General features: G+C 69.2%; 16 protein-coding genes. 9 read left to right on the top strand and 7 right to left on the bottom strand.

The annotated features are described in order from the left end of the window. Positions 1 to 10 precede the first annotated feature (10 nt). The 4 genes from ACF1AJ_RS12455 to ACF1AJ_RS12440 all read left to right on the top strand — a co-directional run bounded on the left by ACF1AJ_RS12455 (position 11) and on the right by ACF1AJ_RS12440 (position 3,228). Positions 11 to 367, top strand: a complete 357-nt coding sequence (locus ACF1AJ_RS12455; protein ID WP_020076048.1) for a PLD nuclease N-terminal domain-containing protein — start codon at positions 11 to 13, stop codon at positions 365 to 367. Then, complete coding sequence (gene menD / locus ACF1AJ_RS12450; protein WP_391507647.1) at positions 360 to 2,180, top strand: 2-succinyl-5-enolpyruvyl-6-hydroxy-3-cyclohexene-1-carboxylic-acid synthase; 1,821 nt, start codon at positions 360 to 362, stop codon at positions 2,178 to 2,180. Before ACF1AJ_RS12455 ends, menD begins: the two co-directional genes overlap by 8 nt. Positions 2,181 to 2,243: 63 nt before the next feature. Continuing rightward, a complete protein-coding gene (locus ACF1AJ_RS12445) occupies positions 2,244 to 2,558 on the top strand; it encodes a nuclear transport factor 2 family protein (protein ID WP_391508758.1) in 315 nt (104 codons plus the stop codon). 109 nt (positions 2,559 to 2,667) lie between these two features. After that, positions 2,668 to 3,228: an acyl-CoA thioesterase gene (locus tag ACF1AJ_RS12440; protein WP_391507646.1), complete on the top strand. Its 561-nt coding sequence runs from the start codon at positions 2,668 to 2,670 to the stop codon at positions 3,226 to 3,228. Between the two features lie 15 nt (positions 3,229 to 3,243). Here the strand turns inward: ACF1AJ_RS12440 and ACF1AJ_RS12435 are convergent, their stop codons facing one another. Next, the gene (locus ACF1AJ_RS12435) at positions 3,244 to 4,614 is read right to left on the bottom strand and encodes an FAD-binding oxidoreductase (protein ID WP_391507645.1); all 1,371 of its coding nucleotides are present in this window, start codon (positions 4,612 to 4,614) and stop codon (positions 3,244 to 3,246) included. Positions 4,615 to 4,700: 86 nt separating this feature from the next. On the opposite strand from ACF1AJ_RS12435, the gene ACF1AJ_RS12430 reads away from it, so the two are divergent. Then, positions 4,701 to 5,681 carry a DNA-3-methyladenine glycosylase family protein gene (locus ACF1AJ_RS12430; protein WP_391507644.1) on the top strand — a complete coding sequence of 327 codons (981 nt, stop codon included), beginning with the start codon at positions 4,701 to 4,703 and terminating at the stop codon, positions 5,679 to 5,681. A gap of 19 nt (positions 5,682 to 5,700) precedes the next feature. Here ACF1AJ_RS12430 and ACF1AJ_RS12425 read toward each other — a convergent pair whose 3' ends face one another. Next, positions 5,701 to 6,252 carry an SRPBCC domain-containing protein gene (locus ACF1AJ_RS12425; RefSeq protein WP_391507643.1) on the bottom strand — a complete coding sequence of 184 codons (552 nt, stop codon included), beginning with the start codon at positions 6,250 to 6,252 and terminating at the stop codon, positions 5,701 to 5,703. Between the two features lie 85 nt (positions 6,253 to 6,337). After that, entirely contained in the window at positions 6,338 to 7,927 is a 1,590-nt protein-coding gene (locus ACF1AJ_RS12420; RefSeq protein WP_391507642.1) for a phytoene desaturase family protein, read from the bottom strand. 94 nt (positions 7,928 to 8,021) lie between these two features. Here ACF1AJ_RS12420 and ACF1AJ_RS12415 point away from each other — a divergent pair, with 94 nt between their 5' ends. Together ACF1AJ_RS12415 and ACF1AJ_RS12410 are read left to right on the top strand one after the other, a co-directional pair. Then, a complete protein-coding gene (locus ACF1AJ_RS12415) occupies positions 8,022 to 11,705 on the top strand; it encodes a proline dehydrogenase family protein (RefSeq protein ID WP_391507641.1) in 3,684 nt (1,227 codons plus the stop codon). Between the two features lie 62 nt (positions 11,706 to 11,767). Next, positions 11,768 to 12,601: an aldo/keto reductase gene (locus ACF1AJ_RS12410; RefSeq protein ID WP_391507640.1), complete on the top strand. Its 834-nt coding sequence runs from the start codon at positions 11,768 to 11,770 to the stop codon at positions 12,599 to 12,601. Positions 12,602 to 12,634: 33 nt separating this feature from the next. On the opposite strand, the gene ACF1AJ_RS12405 is transcribed toward ACF1AJ_RS12410, so the two are convergent. The 4 genes from ACF1AJ_RS12405 to ACF1AJ_RS12390 all read right to left on the bottom strand — a co-directional run bounded on the left by ACF1AJ_RS12405 (position 12,635) and on the right by ACF1AJ_RS12390 (position 15,813). Then, entirely contained in the window at positions 12,635 to 14,068 is a 1,434-nt protein-coding gene (locus ACF1AJ_RS12405) for a sensor histidine kinase (protein ID WP_391507639.1), read from the bottom strand. Continuing rightward, positions 14,065 to 14,811 carry a response regulator transcription factor gene (locus tag ACF1AJ_RS12400; protein WP_391507638.1) on the bottom strand — a complete coding sequence of 249 codons (747 nt, stop codon included), beginning with the start codon at positions 14,809 to 14,811 and terminating at the stop codon, positions 14,065 to 14,067. Before ACF1AJ_RS12400 ends, ACF1AJ_RS12405 begins: the two co-directional genes overlap by 4 nt. Positions 14,812 to 14,899: 88 nt before the next feature. Further along, entirely contained in the window at positions 14,900 to 15,325 is a 426-nt protein-coding gene (locus ACF1AJ_RS12395) for an SRPBCC family protein (RefSeq protein ID WP_391507637.1), read from the bottom strand. Positions 15,326 to 15,375: 50 nt separating this feature from the next. Beyond that, entirely contained in the window at positions 15,376 to 15,813 is a 438-nt protein-coding gene (locus ACF1AJ_RS12390; protein ID WP_018189220.1) for an Lrp/AsnC family transcriptional regulator, read from the bottom strand. 139 nt (positions 15,814 to 15,952) lie between these two features. Here ACF1AJ_RS12390 and ACF1AJ_RS12385 point away from each other — a divergent pair, with 139 nt between their 5' ends. Both ACF1AJ_RS12385 and ACF1AJ_RS12380 read left to right on the top strand, forming a co-directional pair. Beyond that, on the top strand, positions 15,953 to 17,437 hold the full coding sequence (locus ACF1AJ_RS12385) for a peptide MFS transporter (protein WP_391507636.1): 1,485 nt from the start codon (positions 15,953 to 15,955) through the stop codon (positions 17,435 to 17,437). A gap of 31 nt (positions 17,438 to 17,468) precedes the next feature. Beyond that, positions 17,469 to 18,128 carry an MOSC domain-containing protein gene (locus ACF1AJ_RS12380; protein ID WP_391507635.1) on the top strand — a complete coding sequence of 220 codons (660 nt, stop codon included), beginning with the start codon at positions 17,469 to 17,471 and terminating at the stop codon, positions 18,126 to 18,128. The last annotated feature ends 43 nt before the right edge of the window (positions 18,129 to 18,171 follow it).

Here is an 18,171-nt window from a genome sequence, read left to right as displayed (position 1 = left end):
CGATTGACCCATGGTTCGCCTCTGGATAGCCCTCGGCGTCGCAGCCGTGGTGTTCTACATCTATTCGGTGGCAGACTGCGCCCTGTTCGACCGTTCTCGAGTGCGTGGCCTTCCGAAGCCCGTGTGGCTGCTCGTCATCATCCTGTTCCCGGTCATCGGCGGGATCCTCTGGTTCCTGATAGGCCGGGGCCGTCGGAAGGCGGACCTCGCGCGTCGCGTGAGCGCACCGGACGACGACCCCGAATTCCTGGGCAAGCTCCGGATGGACCACGACCAGGAGGAGCGCATCCGGCAGCTCGAGAAGGAGCTCGCCGAGCTGGACGACAACGGTCCCGACAACGATCAGACCGGCCGCCGGGATGGGTGACCGCCCGCACGCGGGCGACGTCACCTCGGTCGGCACGAGTCCGGTCCATCCGGGCATGAGCGCCGCCAGCGGCAGCGCGGTCACCGGAAATCCGGCGACGGACTTCTCGCTGGCGCTTCTGAGCGCCCTCGTACGAAACGGTGTGCGTGACCTGGTCGTGAGCCCGGGTTCCCGGTCGCAGGCGCTCGCGCTCGCCGCGGCCGAGCTCGAGCGATCCGGCTCCGCGCGGCTGCACGTGCGCATCGACGAGCGCTCCGGCGGCTTCCTCGCCCTTGGGCTGGCCCGCGAGACCGGTGCGCCCGCCGTGGTCGTGACGACGAGCGGCACCGCGACCGCGAATTTGCACCCGGCCGTCCTCGAAGCACACGAGGCGGGCATCCCGCTGATCATCGTCACGGGCGATCGACCGGAGGAGCTCCGCGGCATCCGCTCGAACCAGACGACGCAGCAGGACGGTCTCTACGCATCCGCCGTCCACTGGTCGGACGATGTGGACGCGCCGACGGGCGAGCCCGGCGAAGCCGACCGTGCGTCCGCCCTCGGTGCAGCGGCAGTCCGGGCAGCAGTCGGCGCCGAGACGGCGGATCCCGGGCCCGTCCACCTGAACATCGCATTCCGCGAACCGCTCTCCGTTGCTGTCCCGCCACTGCCGGAGCCTCTCCACGGCACGCTTCCCGCGGTCGCCGGACCGGCGGCGCTCGGACGCGACATCGTTTCCGTCGACGGCGGACGGAAGACCGTCGTCGTCGCAGGTGCCGACGCGGGACCGGCTGCCGAAGAGTTCGCCCGCGACGCCGGGTTCCCGCTTCTGGCCGAGGTTTCGAGCGGCGCCCACTTCGGGCCGAACCTCGTGGTGTCGTACCGGGAGTTGCTGCACGAGGACGCGTTCGGCGGCGCCGTCGAACGGGCGATCGTGTTCGGTCATCCCACGCTCAGCAGGGAAGTGCCGGCGTTGCTCACCCGTGACGACGTGGAGGTCGTCGTCGTCGCCCCCACCGGGGCGCAGGCGTACAACCCCGGGCACCGGGCGCGCATCGTCGGAGGGGTCCGGGCTGCCGAGACGATCGACGTCCGCTCGCCGGAGGTGCGGGGATGGGTCGGCCGTTGGGTGTTCGCCAGCCGGCGCATCGCCGAACTCGCGGAACGCGAAGCCGATCCCGCGGCGGTCGCGCCGGACGTGGAGAAGGCCCGCTCGTTCAACCCGGCCGACGCCCTGGCCTTCGCCTCCGCCGAACTCGCGGCCATCCGGGCTCCGATCACGCGGGCCCTGCTCGCGGAGGCGGTCTGGCGCTACACCTGGCCGCACGACAGGCTCGTGCTCGGTGCCTCCCGCCTCATCCGGGACGTCGACCGCATCGTGCCGGGCAAGAAGATCGCCGTGCATGCCAACCGCGGGCTGGCGGGCATCGACGGAACCATCGCCACGGCGACCGGCATCGCTCTCGCCAGTCAGGCAGCGGCACGCGGTGCCGGGACCCCGAGCGGAGTGACCCGTGTCCTGCTCGGTGACCTGGCGCTTCTGCACGACGTCGGCTCGCTGCTGATGGGTGCCGGCGAGGCGCGCCCTCACGTGCAGGTCATCGTGGGCAACGACGGCGGCGGCACGATCTTCGACGGACTGGAGGTCGCCGCCACCGCAAGCTCCGACGCCTTCGACCGCGTCCTCTACACGCCCCAGGGGGTCGACATCTCGGCGCTCGCCCACGCGTACGGCTGGCACCACACGGTGGTCCGCACCAAGGGCGAGCTGGACCAGGCCCTCTCCGCGCCCCCGGCCGGCACGAGCATCGTCGAGGTTCCGCTGCCGCGCTGAACGTGCTGTGATTCTCCTCGGACGCACTGACGACGACAGGAGACAGCCAAGGCGCACGACGGACTGCCCGAACCCATCCAGCGGTTCATCGACACGACCAACGACGGAGATTCCCGCGGATTCGTCGACACCTTCACCGACGATGCGTACCTGAACGACTGGGGTCGCGAGTTTCACGGCCACGCCGGGGTGCGGAGCTGGGACAGCACAGACAACATCGGCGTGAAGTCGCACTTCGAGCTCGTCGACGCTCGTGAGGGCTCGCAGCCCGGCACCTGGATCGTCACGCTGACGGTGACGGGCGACGGATTCAACGGGACGGGCCCGATGGAGTTCCAGCTGCGCGACGGTCGCATCGCCAGCCTCCGGATCAGCTGATCTCATCCCGTCGACGTGATGCGGAGCGCACAAGCCGCATCCACCTCGGCCGACCGACGCTTGGAGACATTGCACAACGGATGCGCCGGTGCGGTGGCGGATCACTAACATGATCGCCGTGCACATGATCTTCCGGACGATGCTTCACGCGATCATCTCCCGATTCGGAGCGCGGCTCGGCCACTGGGATGTGGCGCGCACGAAATTCCGCGTCCTGCCGACGGACCTCGACATCCTGAAGCACATGAACAACGGCGTGTACCTGTCCATCGCCGACATCGGACGCTTCGATTTGTTGATGCGCAACGGCGTCTGGGCCATCTTCAAGAAGCGCGGCTGGTACCCGGTCGTGGCGTCGGAGACGATCTCGTTCCGCAAATCGCTGGAACTGTGGCAGCCGTTCGTCGTCGAATCGCGCATCCTCGGCTTCGACGAGAAGGCCGTCTATGTCGAGCAGAGATTCACCGTGGGCGGCGAGATCTACACGCAGGCGTTCATCCGCGGGCGCTTCCTCAAGCGCGGAGGCGGCATCGTCACGATCGACGAACTGCTGGAGGCCGTCGGTCCGTCGCCGACCGATGTCACCGTCCCCGAGTGGCTGCGTGCCTGGGGAGCGGATGCGGCCCTCCCGTCGACTCGCGTCGAGGCGCCGAGCATCTGGAGCGAGTGACGCCGCGACCGCCGGTCAGGCCGGTCCGAACGCGAAGACGCGGTCCGGATCCCACTGCCGACGCACCGCCTGGAGCCGCTCCGAAATCGCCGGCGGCCACACCCTCTCGAAGGCGGCGCGATCGGAGAGATCACCGGCGAAGTTGACGTTGGTGATCGCAGAGACCGTGTCGTGCAACGCCTCCGCGATCGCTCGAGCACGAGCGGGCGCGGCCTCCCCGAAGGTCGACGGATCGCCCGCAATCAGACTGAGCGTGAAGCCGCTGTCCCGCCCGCCGACCGAACTGCCGTCCTCCAGGTCGCGCGCGGTCGCGCCGCCCAGCTGGCGGATCTCGGCCGCAACGAAGGGCGACCCGGACCCCGGCCCCGCGAGTTCGAGGATCACATCGGCCGAGTCCTGGTCGAACGAGTCGAGCATGAAACCGCGGATCCAGGTCGGACCACCCTCCTCCGGATCGCTGTGGATGCTCGCAACAGCGGTCGTCGGCATCTCGGCGACGAAGTCGAGAGAGACCGGCGCTGCCGCCCGGATGGAAGCGAAGAGCTGCTCGCCCTCTGCCGGGTCGCCCGGGTAGGCGAACCGGACGCTGAGGAGGGTGCGCCCGCGCAGGAAGGGCGGCGGTCCCTCCACGTCCGGCACGTTGAGGAGGACCACAGACGTGGTCGCCTCGTCCGGCAGCTCGGCGGACCAGTCGACCCAGGCGTGCAATGCCGGCTCGATCGCTCCGCCCTCGAAGAAGACGCTTCCGCCGTAGAGCGAGCGGAGCTCCACCAGCTCAAGCGTCATCTCCGTGACGACGGCCAGGCCGCCCTTACCGCCGCGCAGAGCCCAGAAGAGGTCGGGATTCGTCTCGCGGTCGGCGGTGACCAGCTCACCCTCTGCGGTGACGACACGGAACCCGCGCACCCAATCGCTGGTGAAGCCGTAGCGGCGGGCGAGGGGTCCCACTCCGCCGCCCAGGGTGTAGCCGACCGCGCCAACGCCGGTGGACGAGCCGGTGACGGGTGCCAGGCCGTGCTCGGCCGCGGCGACGATGACCGGCGCCCAGCGCAGGCCCGCGCCGATGCGGGCCAGGCGGGAAGCGGCATCGATCGAGAGTCCGTCGAGGCCCCGCGTGGAGACGATCATGCCACCGACGATCGGTGCCTCCGCGCCGTGGCCGGTCGCCTGTACGCGCACCGGGACTCCGGCTTCGCGGGCGAAGCGGACCGCCTCTACGACATCGTCGTCAGACGCGACGGCGACCACGATGTCCGGATCATGGCGGATCGCCGGGTTGAAGCAGGCGACCTCCGCCGCGAGTCCATCGTCGCCTCTGACGTAGACGGTGCCCGTGATGGCCTCGCGCAGGCGCGAAACAGCGTTCGTGTCGAGTTCGATTCCCATGGGTGAAATGTAGGGGAGGCCACCGACATGAGGGAACCCCATTTTTGTGACGGGTCAGTGTCAGGTGCGTGACGTAGCATTCGAGCATGTCCGCCGTCCTGCCCTCCGCCCCCGCGTCTGCGACGGGCGCGAGGTCACACACCTCGGCGGCGCCGGACGCCGAGACGGTGTATCGGCCGGCGGCCCCCTTCGATCTCTCGGGGACGCTCGCGCCGCTGGGCCGTGGTCCGTATGACCCGACCACGACCTGGGACCTGCGGGGGATGTGGCGCACCTGGCGCACGCCGATGGGCGCCGCGACTCTGCGCATCCATCGGGCGTCCGCCGGTGATGTCTCTGCTGCCGCGTGGGGACCGGGAGCGGAGTGGGCGATCGCAGCCGTTCCGAGCCTGCTCGGCCGGGACGACGACTGGTCCGAACTCGACGTCGCGAGTCATCCCCTGCTCCGCGACAGCCTGCACCGCAATCCGGGCCTGCGGTTGGCGCGGACCGGGCGGATGCTGGAAGCGCTGATCCCCGCCATCATCGAGCAGCGGGTGACCAGCCTCGAGGCGTATCGGTCATGGTCGCGCCTGCTCCGCTGGTACGGCGAGCCCGCACCGGGTCCCGCGCCGGAGGGGATGCGCGTGACGCCGACGCTCGAGCAGTGGCGCGGCATCCCGTCGTGGGAGTGGCACCGCGCCGGAGTCGATCCTCGCCGGGCACGAGCGGTGCAGGCGGTGCTCGCGGTCGCTACCTCACTCGAACGTGCGACCGACAGCGCTCCGACCCTCGCCGAAGCGGAGACCGTGCTGCAGTCCATCCCGGGCGTCGGTCTCTGGACGGCCGCGGAGACGCTTCAGCGTTCTCATGGCCACCCCGATCTGGTCAGCGTCGGCGACTACCACCTCGCGCACCAGGTCGGCGAAGCGCTCATCGGCCGTCGGGTCGACGACGACGGGATGCTCGAACTGCTCGAGCCCTGGGCCGGCCACCGGCAACGCGTCGTGCGGCTGATCTTCGCGAGCGGCTTCCGCTTCCAGCGGCGCGGCCCGCGCGTGACGCTGCAGGAGCATCGCTGGCACTGAGCCCGCTGAAGCGCTGGCTTCAGCCGGCAGTCCCCGACCGCGCGGCGGTGTGCTCGGATCGCAGATCGCGGTCGAGCTCCCGGCACAGGGTCCGGTAGTGCTCGGTCATGGCCGGGCTGTAGCTGCTCCATTCGGGGAGCGGTTTGTGATCGTGCACGGCCACCAGACGGTCGAGGTAGTAGTCCCAGCGGGGTCCGGAGTCCGCTTCCTCCACGAGCGACCGCAACCGTCGGCCCACAGTGACCGTGGTGTGGCCGCTCGCCTCGCGTAGATGCACGAACATCCGGTGCGATGCGTCGGCACCCCCGACATCGGCGTGGAGGCGATGCGGCGCGGAGCACTCCATCACGGAAACGTCCTGCCAGTCATTGTCGTCGCCGTCCACGGTCATGCGGAACTTGACCGCCCCGGTCGACCCGGTGCCCTTGTATTCGCCCAGCCATTCCGCAAGCCGCGGTGAGCGGCTGAAGAAGGTCCACACCTCCTCGATGGGCGCTTTGAACATCCGGTCGAGGACGAGGTAGACCCCGTCGTCCTTGCGGACCAGTCTTCCTGTCGGCTGCGGCATCATGATGACCTCCGTCGGCTCAGCCTCTGGTGATCCACACACTAGTCACGCTCGTCCCGAATCGGCAGAGGGCGGCTTGCGAGTGCTCTCAGCCTTCGAGCACCGCCATCGCCGCGTTGTGTCCGCCGAGTCCGCTCACCGCACCGCCGCGCCGGGCCCCGGAGCCGCACATCAGGATGCGCGGATGCCGCGTCGCCACGCCCCAGCGCTCGGCCGGGGTGTCGAGGGCGTCGTCGTCCTCCGCGAACGGCCAGGAGAGGGGGCCGTGGAAGATGTTGCCGCCCGGCATGTTGAGCGCCTGCTCGAGGTCGCGCGTGGTCTTCGTCTCGATGCACGGGTTGCCGTCCGCGTCGGTGAGCAGGAGGTCTTCGACCGGCTCGGCGAGGACCGAGTTGAGGGAGGCGAGCACCGCATCCTGAAGCCGCTGGCGGGTGGCGTCGTTGTTCTCGTCTGTGAGCCAGCGGTCGGGGGTGTGCAGCCCGAACACCGTGATGGTCTGAGCGCCGCTCTCGGCGAGCTCCGGGTCGAGGATGCTCGGGTCGGCCAGGGTGTGGCAGTAGATCTCGCAGGGGAGGAGGTCGGGCATCACTCCGCGGGTCATGCCCGCGTAGGCCTCCTCGAGTTGCGAGTAGGTCTCGTTGATGTGGAACGTCCCGCCGAACGCCGCCTTCGGGTCGATCGCCTCGTCGCGCAGTCGCGGGAGGCGCTTCAGGAGCAGGTTCACCTTCACCTGGGCGCCCTCGGCCTTGGGTGCGGCCGGCTCCGCGGTCTCGCCCAGTAGCCGGTCGAGCACGCCGGGGGCGACGTTGGCGAGCACGTGGCGGCCGACCACTCGCCGCTCGTGGCCGTTCCGCCGGTATTCGACGGTCCCGTCCGGGTCGATCCTCGTCACCTCGGCGCCGGTGACGATGCGGGCGCCGGCCTCACGGGCGACGCGGGCGAGCTCGCCGGTGACGGCGCCCATCCCGCCGACGGGGACATCCCACTCGCCCGTGCCTTGGCCTATGACGTGATAGAGGAAGCACCGGTTCTGCGCGAGTTCCGGATCGGCGAGGCTGGCGAAGGTGCCGATGAGGGCGTCGGTCGCGACGACCCCGCGCACCAGGTCGCTCTGCAGGCGGGATTCGATGAACTCACCGATCGGGCGCTCGATCATCGCCTGCCAGAGCTCGTCGTCGCCGACCAGCGCCCGGGCCTCCGTCCGCGTGAGGAGGGGCTCGGTCACGGTCGGCCAGAGTGCGCGCGCGAGTTCGCCGGTGCTCTCGTAGACGCCGTCGAAGGCGTCCGCGTCGTCGGCCGCGCCGATCCGGGCGAAGGATGCCGCGGTCGCCGTCGCATCGGTGTTGTCGATCAGCAGTCCCGCGCCGTCGGGGTCGCCGGGAACCGGCGTGTACGACGAGTAGCGGCGGCGGGCCAGGCGGATGTCGAGCCCCAGGTCGTCGATGATGCGCTGCGGCAGCAGGCTGACCAGGTAGGAGTAGCGCGAGAGGCGCGCTTCGACACCCGCGAACGCCTGCGCGCTGACCGCGGCGCCGCCCACTTCATCCAGCCGTTCGAGCAGGATGACGGACTTGCCGGCCCGTGCGAGGTACGCCGCGGCGGTGAGGCCGTTGTGCCCTCCTCCGACGATCACGATGTCGTGGGTCGCGGCGGCGGGGGAGGAGGAGCGGTCGGTCATGGAATCGACTCTAGCCGCGGTGGATAACCGTCAGTTCTCCACATCTTCAGGTCGCTTCCGGGGCCGCCCAGCGCCGGGTAATAGTGTCGTCATCATGGTCGACACAACGGATGGCGCCGCGGCGCGCCCGGCGGCGATCGCTCACGAGGCGGTCGAGCTGGTGCAGCGCTGGCTCGCCGAGAGCGCGCGCGGGGACGACGGCTCCGCGCCCCGCCAGGATCCCGCCGCCGAAAGACTCGCGGGGGTGCTCAGCGACCCGCACGGTCTCGACTTCGCCGTGGGCTTCGTCGACGGCGTCGCGCGACCGCAAGACCTGTTCGTCGCCGGGTACAACCTGCAGCGGGTGGCCAAGCGCATCCCCGCCTTCCTGCCGTGGTACATGCGGATCGCGATCTGGCTGGGCGGCGTGTTCGGTCCGGTCCTCCCGTGGGTGGTGATCCCGATCGCGCGCCGCGTGCTGCGGCGGATGGTGGGGCACCTCGTGGTCGATGCGACACCCGAGAAGCTGGGGCCGGCGATCGCGCGGCTTCGGTCGCCCGACGACCCAGACGGTCATGGAGCACGGCTCAATCTGAACCTGCTCGGGGAGGCGGTGCTCGGCGAGACGGAGGCGCTTCGGCGGCTCGAGGGGACCCGGACACTCCTCGCCCGGGAAGACGTCGACTATGTCTCGATCAAGGTGTCCTCGATCGCGTCGCAGCTGTCGATGTGGGCGTTCGACGAGACGGTCGAGCGCGTGGTGGAACGGCTCACCCCTCTGTACGAGCTCGCCGCCGCGTCGCCGACCCCGAAGTTCATCAACCTCGATATGGAGGAGTACCGCGATCTCGACCTGACGATTGCGGTCTTCACCAGCATCCTCAGCAAGCCGCAGCTGCTGGGGCTCGAGGCGGGCATCGTGCTGCAGGCGTATCTGCCGGACGCTCTGGACGCGCTTCAGACGCTGACCGAGTGGTCGACCCAGCGGCGCGCGCAGGGTGGAGCGCCGATCAAGATCCGGGTCGTCAAGGGCGCGAACCTGGTGATGGAGCGCGTGGATGCGACGATCCACGGCTGGCCGCTCGCCACGTACGGCACGAAGCAGTCGACCGACGCGAACTACAAGCGGGTGCTCGACTGGGCTCTCACTCCGGAACACACGGATGCCGTCAAAATCGGCGTCGCGGGGCACAACCTCTTCGACATCGCCTACGCCTGGCTGCTCGCGCAGAAGCGCGGAGTAACCGCGCGGATCGACTTCGAGATGCTGCTCGGGATGGCGACCGCCCAGGCGGAGGCGGTCAAGCGCACGGTAGGTGAGCTCCTGCTGTACACCCCGGTCGTCGACCCCCGTGAATTCGACGTGGCGATCTCGTACCTGATCCGCCGGCTCGAAGAGAACGCCAGTCCCGAGAACTTCATGTCGGCCGTGTTCCAGCTCGGATCCGACCCGGAACTGTTCGAGCGCGAGAAGCAGCGCTTCCTCGCGTCCGTCGGCGAGTTGGAGGGCGACTCCGGCCCGCGCGGCACCGCGCCGGTTCCGAACCGGCAGCAGGATCGCGCGCGGGAGTGGGAAGAGGCCTCGGCGCCGTCCTTCACGCGTCCTCCGGCACCGCCCGCGCCCGCCGCGCCCGCGACGCCCGAAGAGCAGGGGCTCACGAGCGTGGTGCTGGGGCTGACCAGAGGGTCGGGCGGCATCGAGCTGACTCCGCCGGACGAGGCGGCGCCCAGCTCCGCCGCCCCGGCGGTTGCGTCGGCGGGGGCCGACGACTTCCGGAATGCTCCGGACACCGATCCGTCCCGTGCGGCGAACCGCGCGTGGGGCCGGCGAATCCTCGCCCGCTCCGCCGCGTCGACTCTGGGCGAGGAGACCATCGCCGGTGCGGCCGTCCAAGACGCCGGACGTCTCGATGCCATCCTCGGGATGGTCGCGGAGGCCGGTCGGGAGTGGGGAGCGCGCTCCGGCCACGACCGCGCGGCGATCCTCGACCGCGCGGGGCATGCCCTGGAGGCCAATCGCGATCGACTGATCGAGGTGATGGCGGCCGAGACGGGCAAGACCATCGCCGAAGCGGACCCGGAGGTCAGCGAGGCGGTCGACTTCGCCCACTACTACGCCAGCCGCGCCCGGGAGTTGGACGCAGTACAGGGCGCGCAGTTCGTCCCGAGTGCCCTGACCGTTGTGGCTCCGCCGTGGAACTTCCCGGTCGCCATCCCTGCCGGGTCGGTGCTGGCAGCGCTCGCCGCGGGCAGCGGCGTGATCATCAAGCCGGCTCCTCAGGCCCGGCGCTCCGCGGCGGTGATGGTGGAGGCGCTGTGGGAGTCCGGCATCCCTCGCCACCTGCTCGCCCTGATCGATGTCGCCGAGAACGAGCTCGGACAGCAGCTGATCGCCGATCGGCGGGTAGACCGGGTCATCCTCACCGGCTCGTACGAGACGGCGAAGCTCTTCCGCTCCTGGCGTCCGGATCTGCCGCTCCTCGCCGAGACCAGCGGCAAGAACGCCATCATCGTGACTCCGAGCGCCGATTACGACCTCGCTGTCTCCGACATCGTCAAGAGCGCCTTCGGTCATGCCGGTCAGAAGTGCTCCGCCGCGAGCCTCGTCATCCTGGTCGGCTCGGTCGCGAAGTCGCAACGCTTCCGCAACCAGCTCGTGGACGCCGTGACCAGCATGCGGGTCGGTTTCCCGCAGGACCCGGCCAGCCAGATGGGGCCGCTCATCGAGCCCGCGTCGGGCAAGCTGTTGCACGCCCTCACGACGCTCGGCGCCGAGGAGGAATGGCTCGTCGAGCCGCGCCGTCTCGACGACTCCGGGCGGCTCTGGAGTCCCGGAGTGCGCACCGGCGTCCAGCCCGGCTCGTACTTCCACCTGACGGAGTTCTTCGGGCCGGTGCTCGGCATCATGACCGCGCGTGACCTGGACGAGGCGATCCGCTACCAGAATGCGGTCGAGTACGGACTCACCGCCGGGCTGCACTCGCTCGACCGTGACGAGCTCGTGCATTGGCTCGACACCGTCGAGGCAGGCAACCTGTACGTCAACCGCGGCATCACCGGTGCCATCGTGCGCCGGCAGCCGTTCGGCGGATGGAAGCGGTCCTCCGTCGGAGCCGGAACCAAGGCCGGAGGGCCGAACTACCTGCTCGGACTCGGAAGCTGGATCCCGGAAGCAGGGCACTCGAGCTCGAGCTTGCACCTCCGCGGTCTGGAGACCCGGGTCTCCGACCTCATCGAGTCCGGGCAGTCCTCGATGGACTACCCGTCCTTCGACCTGGTTCGGCGGTCCGCCCTGAGTGACGCCATCGCCGTCGCGACCGAATACCACCGGGTGAAGGACGTCTCGGGGCTCGGCGTCGAACGCAACCTCTTCCGATATCGGCCGGTGCCCGTGGCGATCCGGCTGTCGGAGGGCAGCTCGCTTCCCGAGCTGCTGCGGGTGATGGCGGCAGGAACGGTGGCACGCTCGCCCTTCTCTGTGAGCACTCCGGTGAAGCTGCCACGCGGGATGCACGCGCTGCTGCGTGACCGGGAGATCGAGGTCGTTGTCGAGTCCGACGCGCACTGGCTTTCCCGTATCCGCGCGCACCGCGTCCCAGCTCATCGCATCCGGCTCATCGGAGGGGATCCGGTCGCGCTCGCGACGGCCCTGGGAGGCAGCCCCGACGTCGCGGTCTACAGCGGACCGGTCACGCCGTCCGGGAGGGTCGAGGTGCTCACGTTCCTCCACGAGCAGGCCATCTCGATCACGAACCACCGCTTCGGCAACCCGACGCACCTGTCGGACGACATCCTCTGAGCCCATTCCGACCCATCCCGACCGCACCCCCCGAGTGGAAGGTAACGCGTACTGTGACCGACATGACCCCTTCGATCCCCTCCCTGCCGCTCGCCGATGGTGGCAGCATCCCGCAACTCGGTCTGGGCACCTGGCCGCTGGACGACGCCGAGGTCGAAAAGGCCATCGTCGCGGCTGCCGAAGTCGGCTACCGGCATATCGACACGGCGGTCAAGTACGGCAACGAGGTCGGCGTCGGCCGTGGCCTCGCGCGGAGTGGCGTCGAGCGCGAGGACTGGTTCGTCACGACCAAGCTCGACGGCACCTATCAGGGCGATGACCGGGCCGTGGCCGGCCTCGACGACAGCCTGGCTCGCCTCGGGCTCGACTACGTCGATCTGCTGCTCATCCACTGGCCGCTGCCGCAGCGCGACCAGTACGTCTCCACGTGGGAGACCTTCATCCGCCTGCGGGACGCCGGCAAGGCGCGCGCCATCGGAGTCTCGAACTTCAAGCCGGCGCACATCGACCGCCTCATCTCCGAGACGGGCGTCACCCCGGCGGCCAACCAGATCCAGCTCAGCCCGGCCATTCCCCGCCGCGAACAGCGCGCGTACGACAGCGAGCACGACATCGTCACCGAATCGTGGAGCCCGATCGGCGGAACGGGTGACTTGCTCGCCGCCCCGGTGCTCGCCGGGCTCGCCGAGAAGCACGGCAGGACGCCGAGCCAGATCGTGCTCCGCTGGCATGTGCAGAACGGGCTCGTCGCCATCCCGAAATCGCGCAACCCCGAGCGCATGGCCGAGAACCTGTCCGTCTTCGACTTCGAGCTCGATGCCGACGACCTGAGCGCGCTCGACACCCTCGACGAAGGTCCCGACGCCGGCGTGGACTCGGACCGGTCCGGCCACTGAGGTTCGGGGCGCTGGCGGTCCGGGGGCGGACGGTCAGTCGCGGCGCAGGGGCAGAGTCACCGTCACCGTCAGGCCGTTGGGTTCGGCGTTCGCGAGCAGGACACGTCCGCCCGCTGCATCCGCCAACGCGCCGACGATCGCGAGCCCCAGCCCGCCACCCGACTGACCCGTGCGCGAGCCGTCGGCGCGCGTGAAGCGATCCAGAGCGACCGGGATGAAGTCCTCCGGCATGCCGGGGCCGGAATCCCGGACCGTCAGCACCACCGACTCGCTGCCGTCAGGGCCGTCCCCGGTCTGGACCAGGGACAGCGAGGCGACGACCGTCGCTTCAGGGAGGTCTTCGCCGCAGGACCGGATGGCGATGATCGCGTTCGCCAGCAGGTTGTCGAGGATGCGCCCGAAATCGGTGGGGGACAGCGCGACACGGGCTTCCGGGTCAGGACGCTGCCGGGGGTCGTACTCGAAGTCGACCGAGATACCGGCAGCCTCATCGTCGCTGCTCACCAGCAGCCGGGCCCGGTCGATCGCGTCCGTCAGCTCGTCCACGAGGGTGCGCCAGTCGATCCGGCCGCTCGACGGCCCGGCCTCGATGCGCGACAGCTCCAGCAGGTTGTTGGCGAGCGCCGCCAGTCGGATCGCCGTCGCGTGCGATGCCCGGATGTCCGTCAGCAGGGCGTGCGGATCCCCCGCATCCAGCTCGGCGAGCTCCAGCTGTCCACGAAGCACGGCCAGCGGCGTGCGCAGTTCATGGCTGGCGTCGGACACCATCTGACGTTCCCGCTCGGCCGAGGCCCGGAGGCGCAGGATCAGATCGTTGAGCGTTGTCGCGAGCTCCGACAGCTCGTCCTGGGCGGGTCCGACGGTCAAGAGAGCCGCCTCCTGCGGGGTCGAGCCGGCGATACGATCCGCCTGCTCCCGCATCCGGCTCACCGGCCGGAGCGCCGCGCGCGCGAGCAGCCACGACGCCGCGCCGAACGCGAGGATCAGCACACCGGCGCCCGCGAGCAGGGCCGCCGTCAGCCGGTCGAGGATGAGCGCGGTCGTCTCGTCGTTCCGCGCGGCGACGACGTGCATCACGCCGTCCGACGTGGTGACGCTTCGTGAGAGGACGAGATAGTGGTCGTCGCCCACCTGCACCTCGCGCGGCTCCCGGCCCTGATCGATCAGGCGCCCGATGCGGTCCTCAAGCGCCTGCGGCATGGTCGACGCAAGGATGGTGCCATCCTCGGCGACGATGGCGAGCTCCTGGCCGCCGCCCGGGAGATCGAACGGACCCGTCGGCTTCGACGGCAACGATTCGACCGGCGCGGCGACGTCATTGCTCAGCAGAGTGACGGTCGCGTTGTGGAGGATGGACGACACCCCGACGCGGATGATGAAGACGGCGACCAGACCGAACAGCGCCGCGACGATCAGACTGCCGATCGTGATGCGCGCCGTGATCGAGAGGCGCCGCAGTCGATTCACGACGTGGATGCGGTGTCGTGGCTACTCGGGATATGGTCGCCGCCCGACGTCGTGCGCTTGGTGTCGACCGCATTGCGGGCATCGAGACGGTAGCCGCGGCCCCGCTCGGTGACGATGTTCAGTCCGGCGCCCGCCGCATCCAGCTTCTTCCGGAGGTACGAGACGTACTGGTCGATGACGTTGGTGCCGATGTTCTCGGTGGTGCCCCACACCGACTCGAGGATGTCGGAGCGCGACAGTGTCTTGTTTGGGTTCGTGGCGAAGAGGCGCAAAAGGGTGAACTCGCGGCGGCTCAACGGCATCTCGTGCCCGGCGACGAGCGCCTGGTGCTCATGCGAGTCGATCGTCAGGCGTCCGACGCTCACCTGCGGCCGCATCCCCGTGGGCTCGCGGCGCAGCAGCGCGCGGACGCGGGCGGCGAGCTCGGCGAACGCGAACGGCTTCGTCAGGTAGTCGTCCGCCCCCGAGTCGAGGCCATGGACGCGGTCCTCGATCGCGTCGCGCGCCGTCAGCAGGAGGATCGGCATCGGGTTCGACGCCTCACGGATGTGACGGCACAGCTCGAAGCCGCTCATGCCGGGCAGCATCACGTCGATCGCCGCAGCGGAGAACGTGTCGCCGCGCAGCGCGATGAGGGCGTCGACGCCGTTGGTGACCAGGGTGACGTCGTAGCCCTCGGCCGCCAGACCGCGCTGGACGAGGCCTCCCATGTCGGGATCGTCTTCGACAACGAGCAGTTTCATGCGCCCATCGTGCCACTGTTCCCCGTGCCGGTGCTCGGATCGTGCCCTCGCGCCGAGCCGGCGCGCTGAACGTTCTCGCAGGAGACGGTCAGCCGTGCTCGACGACCGACTTCATGCTGTCGAGCACCATGCGCCAGTTGCCGCTCGATCGCTCGGCCTCCGCGTCGTCGGCGCAGCCGTCCTGCGTGATCGTCACGAGGGTGCCGTCGCCGTCGTCGGCGAGGAGGTACGAGACGGTCTGATAGCTCTCGGGGACGTCCGGCTTGCCGCTCAGTGGGCTGTAGTAGCTGGTGACGAGGCGCTCGCCGGAGACGATCTCCAGGATGGTGCCCTTGTCCTCGTAGGGCTTACCGTCCCACTCGCCGCGATAGACGATCGGGCTGCCGGTCTTCCAATCGGTCGAGACGCGGCTGCCGAAGAGGTAGCGGGCGATCGTGTCCGGGTCGGTCAGGGCCGTCCAGACGCGGTCGCGGGACGCGTCGATGCGGATGTCTGCGCGTGCTGTCGTACTCATGCCGCCAGTCTCATCCACTCGTGCGGCGGGGTCTTGAAGTTTCGCGACGCTCAGGCGTTGCCGCGGTTGATGAGGCGCGACAGCACGATCGCGCTGCGTGTGTGGTCGACGTTCGGGGCGAGCCGCACCTTCTCGAGCGCAGCCTCCAGGCTCGGGATGTCGCGCGAGCGGATGTGGACGATGGCGTCGGCGCTTCCGGTCACGGTGCCGGCGTCGACGACTTCGGGCACGGCGGACAGGATGCGCAGCAGCTCCTCCGGCGACACGGTGCCCCGACAGAACAGCTCGACGTAGGCCTCAGTGCTCATCCCATCGATCGCGGGATCGACCTGGATGGTGAACCCGCGGATCACGCCATCGGCCACCAGGCGGTCCACGCGTCGCTTGACCGCTGAGGCCGAGAGCCCGACGACCGAACCGATGTCGCCGTATCCCGCCCGGGCGTTCTGACGGAGCAGGTCGAGGATGCTGCGATCGAGATTGTCCACGGGGCGAGCATATGGTGAATCGTTGCGTGAAAGCCAGGGAAGTGACCGTTTTGTGCGTCCGTGTGCACAAAGGCGGCGCGGTGGAAGTTATCCACCGGCGCGCGAACGGGCGTTCACCCGCGGGATCGACGGTGGGAGCATGGTCGGCATGAGCAGAACGGACACCGCGCCGGCGCGACGCGACGACGACAGCAGCCACGGCTTCTTCGGTCAGCCGCGCGCGCTCGCCAACATCTTCGGGGTGGAGATGTGGGAGCGGTTCTCCTTCTACGGCATGCAGGGCATCCTGCTGATCTACCTGTATTACTCGGCCGAACGCGGCGGCCTCGGCATCGACCAGGCGACGGCCACCGGCGTGGTCGGCGCCTATGGCGGCGCGGTCTACCTCTCCACGATCCTCGGCGCCTGGCTCGCCGATCGGCTGTTCGGGTCGGAACGCGTGCTGTTCTGGAGCGCCGTCGTCATCATGGCCGGCCATATCTCGCTCGCTGTGATCCCGGGTGTCGCGGGTGTGCTCGTCGGCCTGCTGTTCGTCGCCCTGGGAAGCGGCGGACTGAAGGCGAACGCCACCCGCATCGTCGGGACGCTGTACTCGGAGAAGGACCCGCGGCGCGACGCCGGATTCTCGCTCTTCTATCTCGGCATCAACCTGGGCGCCTTCTTCGGGCCCCTCCTCACCGGGCTGCTGCAGTCGACATTGGGCTTCCACTGGGGCTTCGCGCTCGCCGCGGTCGGCATGGCGATCGGGCTCATCCAGTACTCGCTCGGTCGCAAGCGCCTCCCTGACCAGGCGCGGCAGGTTCCGCATCCCCTCGAACGCTCCCGCTACCCGCTGATGATCGGCATCGGCGTCGCCGGTCTCGCCGTCATCGTCGTGCTGGTGCTCACCGGACTGATCAACGCATCCAATCTCGCGCTCTGGGTGATCGGTGTGACGATCGTGGCCGCCATCGCCTACTTCGCCGTGATGCTCACGTCGAAGCTCCTGAATGCCGATGAGCGCAGCCGTCTCTTCGCGTTCATCCCGCTGTTCATCACCAACGCGGCGTTCTGGACGCTCTACCAGCAGCAGTTCACGGTGGTCACCATCTATTCGGACAAGCGCCTGAACCGGGACCTGTTCGGCTGGGAGTTCCCGGTCTCGTGGGTGCAGTCCATCAATCCGATCTTCATCATCGTGCTCTCGGGCGTCTTCGCGGCGATCTGGACGAAGTGGGGTGAGAAGCAGCCGTCGACGCCGATCAAGTTCGCGGCCGGGACGGTCCTCATGGGTCTTGCCTTCTTCCTGTTCCTGTTCTGGGCGGGAGGAGGGGAGAACAGCACCCCGTTGCTCGCCATGATCGGCATCCTCTTCGTCTTCACGGTCGCTGAGCTGCTGATCTCGCCTCCCGGGCTCTCCGTGACGACGAAGCTGGCGCCGCGGTCGTTCCAGGCGCAGATGGTGGCGCTGTACTTCCTCTCCGTGGCCCTCGGGACGGCGATGGCCGGCCAGCTCGGCAAGCTCTTCACCTCTGTGCCGGAAGGTGTCTACTTCAGCATCATCGGGGGCCTTGCCATCGCGATCGGGGTGCTGCTGGCGTTGGTCAGCCCGTGGGTGCTCCGCCTCATGCGCGGAGTGCGCTGAGTCAGCGCACGGCTGCTGGGATACTGGGGCGATGGCAGAGATTCTCGCGGTGTGCCGCGTCGAGCAGCTCCTCCACGACAGCGGCACGATCGGTGTCACGGCCATCGACAAGCAGCCCGTGGAGAAGAGACTGCGCGTAAGACCTCTCGGGCTGCACGGCGACGTCCAGGCCGACCGGAAGCACCACGGCGGTGTATCCAAGGCGCTGTACGCCTATGCCGACGAGGATGCTCAGGAGTGGGCGGGCGAGCTCGGCCGTCCCATCCCGCCCGGGCTGTTCGGTGAGAACCTGCGAACGGCGGGGATCGACGTGAACGGCGCCGAGATCGGGGAGCGGTGGCGGATCGGCGACGAGCTCGTGGTCGAGGTCACCTGCCCGCGCGAACCCTGCGCGACCTTCCAGCGCCGGATGCGGGAGCCGCAGTGGGTCAAGCGCTTCACGGAGAGGGGCCGCCCCGGGGCGTACCTCTCGGTCGTGAAGTCCGGCACGGTGGGGGCGGGTGACCGCATCGAGGTCCTGTCGCGTCCCGGGCACGGCGTGACGATCGCCTCGTGGTTCACGGAAGCCGACAGTGCCCAGGCCGACGCGCTGGAAGCGGCCGAGGCGGAGGGGGCGGTCACGCTCGTGAACGAGATCCGGGCGGACATCCACAAGCTGCGCTCGAGACGTTTACTTGTTCTTGACAAGTGAACTTGCAAAGAGCAAGCTAGTGGCACACCGACGACCGGAGGAA

This window comes from Leifsonia sp. NPDC014704, assembly GCF_043083605.1.
Taxonomy (GTDB): Bacteria; Actinomycetota; Actinomycetes; order Actinomycetales; family Microbacteriaceae; genus Leifsonia.
The sequence above is the reverse complement of the archived record's forward strand: the minus strand, read 5'-3'. Positions and strand labels throughout refer to the sequence as shown.